This is a genomic window from Streptomyces sp. (assembly GCF_036524955.1).
In the GTDB taxonomy this organism is placed as follows: Bacteria; Actinomycetota; Actinomycetes; order Streptomycetales; family Streptomycetaceae; genus Actinacidiphila.
In genome coordinates this window covers 1-5,044 of record NZ_DATDBG010000205.1, presented here as the reverse complement: position 1 = coordinate 5,044, position 5,044 = coordinate 1, and the positions used below count along the sequence as shown (strand labels likewise).

The window sequence follows — 5,044 nt, the reverse complement described above, 5'->3', positions numbered from 1 at the left end:
CCCCCCCCCCCCCCCCCCCCCACCGCCGTACTCGGCGCACCACGTACGTGCCAGGGGTGCGTTGTACGAGGCCGCGATGTGCCTTGCGGCCGCTTACCGCCGGGGAAGGCGCGTGGTGAGGTCGTAGAGGCGGGTGATCTGGTCGGCTCGCCCGTTGTCGTCGCTGACGAGCAGCAGGCGCAGCCGCCCGTCGGGCGTGCGGCCGGTCACGGTGACGCCTTCGATGTTGTCGAGCAGCGGGTTGGGCTGGGGCTGCCTGGCGGCGGCGCCGAGCGAGGGGCAGTCGCCGATGTCGGCGAGGAGGGTCTTGCGGACGATGCGTACGGCGTGCTGTCCGGTCAGGTTCTCGATGTCGCTGACGTCCGAGGCGTGGCCGGGGTCGGCGAGGTAGAGGCGTACCGTGTTGCCGACGTTCGGGGTGTAGCCGCGCTCCAGTACGAGCAGGCGGCCGTCGTCCGCCGGTGAGATGTCGGAGATGTCCAGCCCGGCGTCGGCGCGGTAGGCGTGCTGCGCGCCGAGGCGGAAGTCGGTGGACCGCTGAACGCGCTGCCAGGTCTGGAAGCGGCGCAGGTCGGCGTCGTCGCCGGTGAGGGCGCCTTCCATGGACGCGATCAGGGTCCGGCCGCCGGGCTGGAGGGCCAGGCCCTCGAAGGTGAGGTTGCGGGTGGCCCGCCCGGCCGGCGCGACCTGCAGCTCGGCCGCCGCCCGCAGCCGGCCGATCAGCTCCCCGTTGCGGGAGTAGCGGCGGACCGAGGAGTCGATCTCCGAGGTCACCAGCCGGGTGCCGTCGGCGTCCACCACGACCGCCTCGGAGTCCAGCCGCGCGTCGTTCTCGTCGGCCAGCGGGAGGACGGAAGTGGGCTGCCTGGTCCGGGAGTCCAGGGTGAGCATCGACGACTTGTCGGAGACCGTGACGAGGTGCCCGTCCGTGTCGACCGCGAGCCCGGACAGCTCGCCGACGACGGCACCGTCGAAGGTCGTCTTGTCCAGCGCGTCCGAGAAGCCGTCGATGGTCGTCCACGGGGAGCAGGCGTTGGCGGTCGGGCCGTTGCCTCCGTGATCGTCGGTGTCGGCGTCGGCGGTGGGAGCGGTGAGGGTCAGGCAGGAGGCGGCCACGAGGAGGGAGGTGGCGGCGCTGATCAGGCGAGGGTGCAAGGTGGGGCTTCTCTCAGTGCGAGGTGCGAGGTGCGAGGTGCGAGGTGCGAGGTGCGGACGTCGCGGCGGGTACGGCGAAACGTTGGCATATCTGATCTACGCGCGTCGATAGGTATCCGCCAGGGAAAAAATTCCTCTCCGGAGAGGGTCGTGGCAACCGTGTCTCGCGGCGACAGCGACGGTGACCTCCGGGTCGTCGGGTCGTCGGTGAAGGTTGAGACGGGCCGACTCCGGATCGACACCGCGTCGCCGAACCGCTAGATTTTATTCATCTAAATATTTCGATATATGAAAGCTGGTCAGGGCGAAGGTTCTGGTGATCGGCGCGGGCGCACTCGGACAGGTCTTCGGCCTGTGGCTCACCAAGGGCGGCGCGGCCGTCAGTTATCTGGTCAAGCCGGGTCAGGACGGGTGGACGGCGGATGGGCGGACACTGTTTCGGCTGCGGCGGCCGGGAAAGCCGCTCGCTCAGCACCTGCGTCCCGACCGGGTGGCCACGGACCTGACCGACGGCGCATGGGACCAGGTCTGGCTGTGCGTGTCCTCGACCGCTCTCCACGAACCGTGGGTACCCGCCCTGCGGGAACGCGTCGGCGACGCGACGATCGTAGCCATCGGCCAGGACGCGCACGACCGGCCGACACTGGCACGTACGTGTGGCCGGACGAACAGATCGTCCAGGTGGTGCCGTCCGTGCTGGCCTACCATGCGCCGCTGGTCGACGAAGTGCCGACGGCCGGCGTCGCGTACTGGCTGCCGCCCGGTGCGGCACCCGTGGTCAGTGGCACCGAAGACCGGGTGCGGCCGGTGATCGCGGCGCTGCGGGCGGGGGGCGTCCGGGCCCGGAAGGCAGGCCGGGCCGGCACCGGCGAACTCGGTGCGGCCCAGCAGATGCCGTATGTCGCGGCGCTGGAGATCGCCAGCTGGTCTCTGCCGACCCTTCGCGTCGGACTGAGCCTGCCCGCCTCGGCCGCCGGCGAGGCGGTCGCGGTGGTCGCCGCGCTCAGCAGCCGCAAACCGCCCCGGGTCGCCCCGCCATGGCTGGTCGGCGCCGCCCTCCGGCTGCTTCCCCGCCTGGCTCCGTTCGACCTGCCTCGCTACCTCGAAGCGCACTTCACCAAGTTGGCCGCGCAGACACGTGAGATGCTGGACGGGTGGATCAGCGAGGGCGAATCCTGCGGGCTGCCGGTGGCCCGGCTCAAGGAACTCCGTCAGGCCCTGCCGCCCGTGGTACCGAGATGACGGTCTCGGCGCAGGACATCGTCGTCCGCTTCACCCAGAGCCAACCGCTGTTCACCGCACTGGGCGATGAGCGCAGGCAGGCCATCGTCGTCCTGCTGCTGAACTCCCGCACCCCGCTCAGTGTCGGCGAAATCGCCACGCGGATGAAGCTGTCGCAGCCCGCGGTCTCCCATCACCTGAAGATCCTCCGCGACGCCCGGCTGCTCAGCGTCGAGCGCAGGGGCACGCTGCGGCTGTACGCATTCAACGCCGCCGAGGTCGCGGGGGTGCTGACGCCGATGAGGGAACTTGTCGAGCTGATCACCGAGTGCACGGCGCCGGACGGTTAGTGCTCCAGGGGCAAATGTCGCCCGGCTCTCCCCGCTCAAGCACCGCAACCTGAACCTGCTCGGCCGCTACAGCTTCACGGCCTCGACGCCGACCGCCGGCGCCCTGCGCCCGCTGCCGCGACCCGGACGCGCCGGAGCTGGACGAGGACGACGACGGTGGGCAGGAATGACCTCGGGCTGCTCCCGCGGAGCGGCGAGCAGGACCTTCCGGATCACCGAGTGCTGAGGCCGGGCACGTCCTTCCCGCGAAGACTCGGCAAGATTCTTCCAGGTGACGGGGTATCCCAGGGCACGCGCGTGGGCCGGGCCGGAACCATCGAGATCACCGCCGACGAGGACGGCACCGTCTGGGTCGGCGGCGCTGCCACTAGCTGTATCCGCGGCACCATCACCCTCTGACCTGTACAGAACGAGCCGCCGGAACGGGTACGGGCGGTAAGGTAAGCGCCCTCTCTGCTCCGCCTGTACCCGCCCGCTCCGTCAGTGCGCTTGAGCAGCGCCCGCTGATCCCGCCGGGGGCCATGCGCGCGGGTAGGGCATGCGCAACGCATCGGGAGCCACAGGGGTGTGGTCGGCAGCTGCGTTGAACACCAGCAGCAGGTCCACTGTCAGGAAGGCCGCCAGAGTCGTCGTGCCCATCGATCGTTCCCTCTCGCATTTCTTGCTCTGGAGGGAAGCTAGGCCCGATACGTCCGAAAATGTTTGCGTCTTTACCCCCCGATCGTGTCATGTGGGGGAGAATCTTCTCCATGGACGCCTTGGACCGGAAGATTCTTACCGAGCTGCAGTTCGACGGCCGTCTGACGGTCACTGAGCTGGCCGCTCGCGTGCAGCTCAGCGTCTCGCCCTGCCACCGCCGCCTGCGCGACCTCGAACGTGAAGGCGCGATCCGCGGCTACCGGGCCGTCGTCGACCCGGCCGCCGTCGGCCTGAACTTCGAGGCCCTCGTCTTCGCCACCCTGCGCTGGGAGACCCCCGACACCGTCACCGCCTTCGAAGAGGCCGTGGCCGCCGTCCCGCACGTGCTCCAGGCACAGCGCCTGTTCGGCGAACCCGACTACCTCCTGCGGGTCGCCACCACCGACCTGGCCGCGTTTCAGCAGCTCTACGACCAGCAGCTCGCCCGACTGCCCGGCGTCCAACGCCTGACTTCCACCCTGGTCATGAAGAACGTCGTCCAGGACAGACCTCTGCCCGAATAGCCGCGCCCCCGATCCCCGAGCCCCCCTGTCGGCAAACGGTCGTTTGACGACAGGCGTCCGACGCGTCCAATGAACCCGTGCAATCCGGGGGTTCGCGGCGGCCCGAATCCAATCAGATCCGATGGTGATTGATGACAGGGTTTGACGACAGATAGGGTCCCAATCCTCCCTACGGAAGGGGTCCACGAGTGGCGAACCTGGTCTACAAGCGGGTCTCGACCGACCAGGAGTCGACCGACCGTCAGAACCGCGTCCTGGACGAGGCCGGGATCGAGGCCCGGTCGTCTTCGAGGAACAGGCCGGGACCTCCAGCCGCCTCCACCCGCTGGAACGGCCGAAGTTCGGCGAGCTGCTCGCCTGTGCGCGACCGGGCGACACCGTGCACATCTCGGAAATGTTCCGCCTCGTACGCGGCACCGGGCATGCCGGGTACGAAGGAGCGAACCCCTGTGGCCACGCGGCGACCCGCGGCACGCGGATGCGCGGGAAGCCAGGCCGGCCCGGGAAGACCCGCACGGGCGTGCCGTGGTGTGCGGGCCAGGGCTAGGAGGGGATCGCGGCGGCCTCGTGGTGCGGGGTGGCCGCCCCGTGCGGGGTCGCGTCGTCGCCCTGCGGGCCGAGCTGGCCGAGCAGCGTGCTGAGGACGCGGTGCACGGTCGGGTCCACCACCGTGTAGTACATGAACGTGCCCTGCCGACGCGCCTTCACGATGCCGGCCAGCCGCAGCTTGGACAGGTGCTGGCTGACGGCCGTCGGATTCGCCCCCACGATCTCGGCGAGACACGCCACATTCGACTCACCCTGCGACAGCGCGTACAGCAACCGCATCCGTGTCGGGTCACTGAGAATCCGCAGGACGTCGCATGCCTCGTCGATGACCTCGTCGTCCGGAACGTGGAAACCTTCGATATCTGCATGCATAGGAAGATGCTAACACCGGGGTCCCCGGGAAGCAGCGAATCCGGCCCTGCAGGCGGGCGCCACATGCCTGGCCATGCAGCCGGCCCGGCGTCCAGTGTCACGAGAAGCTGGAGCCATGGACGGAGCTGAGGGCGAAGTACCACTGTCCGGCGGCCGGATCACCCCGGGCGTGGTCCGTGTCGGCGATACGGTGCG

Annotated in this window: 6 protein-coding genes and 1 pseudogene; 4 read left to right on the top strand and 3 right to left on the bottom strand. The window is 69.6% G+C overall.

The window, feature by feature from the left end; all coding sequences use genetic code 11:
* Positions 1-93: 93 nt before the first annotated feature.
* Positions 94-1,155 (bottom strand): esterase-like activity of phytase family protein, encoded by a 1,062-nt coding sequence (locus VIW71_RS16915; protein WP_331623139.1) that lies wholly within the window; start codon positions 1,153-1,155, stop codon positions 94-96.
* 316 nt (positions 1,156-1,471) lie between these two features.
* Here VIW71_RS16915 and VIW71_RS26585 point away from each other — a divergent pair.
* From VIW71_RS26585 to VIW71_RS16900, 4 genes and pseudogenes are all read left to right on the top strand, one after another.
* A pseudogene (locus VIW71_RS26585) lies at positions 1,472-1,765 on the top strand (hypothetical protein); the annotation flags it as partial.
* A gap of 44 nt (positions 1,766-1,809) precedes the next feature.
* Complete coding sequence (locus tag VIW71_RS16910) at positions 1,810-2,397, top strand: hypothetical protein (RefSeq protein WP_331623138.1); 588 nt, start codon at positions 1,810-1,812, stop codon at positions 2,395-2,397.
* Positions 2,394-2,726 (top strand): ArsR/SmtB family transcription factor, encoded by a 333-nt coding sequence (locus tag VIW71_RS16905; protein WP_331623137.1) that lies wholly within the window; start codon positions 2,394-2,396, stop codon positions 2,724-2,726. The genes VIW71_RS16910 and VIW71_RS16905 overlap by 4 nt, the downstream gene beginning before the upstream one ends.
* Before the next feature lie 749 nt (positions 2,727-3,475).
* Positions 3,476-3,928 (top strand): Lrp/AsnC family transcriptional regulator, encoded by a 453-nt coding sequence (locus tag VIW71_RS16900; RefSeq protein WP_331623136.1) that lies wholly within the window; start codon positions 3,476-3,478, stop codon positions 3,926-3,928.
* 241 nt (positions 3,929-4,169) lie between these two features.
* Here VIW71_RS16900 and VIW71_RS16895 read toward each other — a convergent pair whose 3' ends face one another.
* Positions 4,170-4,385 carry a hypothetical protein gene (locus VIW71_RS16895; RefSeq protein ID WP_331623134.1) on the bottom strand — a complete coding sequence of 72 codons (216 nt, stop codon included), beginning with the start codon at positions 4,383-4,385 and terminating at the stop codon, positions 4,170-4,172.
* An 86-nt stretch (positions 4,386-4,471) separates the two neighbouring features.
* Positions 4,472-4,849 carry an ArsR/SmtB family transcription factor gene (locus VIW71_RS16890; protein WP_331623133.1) on the bottom strand — a complete coding sequence of 126 codons (378 nt, stop codon included), beginning with the start codon at positions 4,847-4,849 and terminating at the stop codon, positions 4,472-4,474.
* Positions 4,850-5,044: the final 195 nt, after the last annotated feature.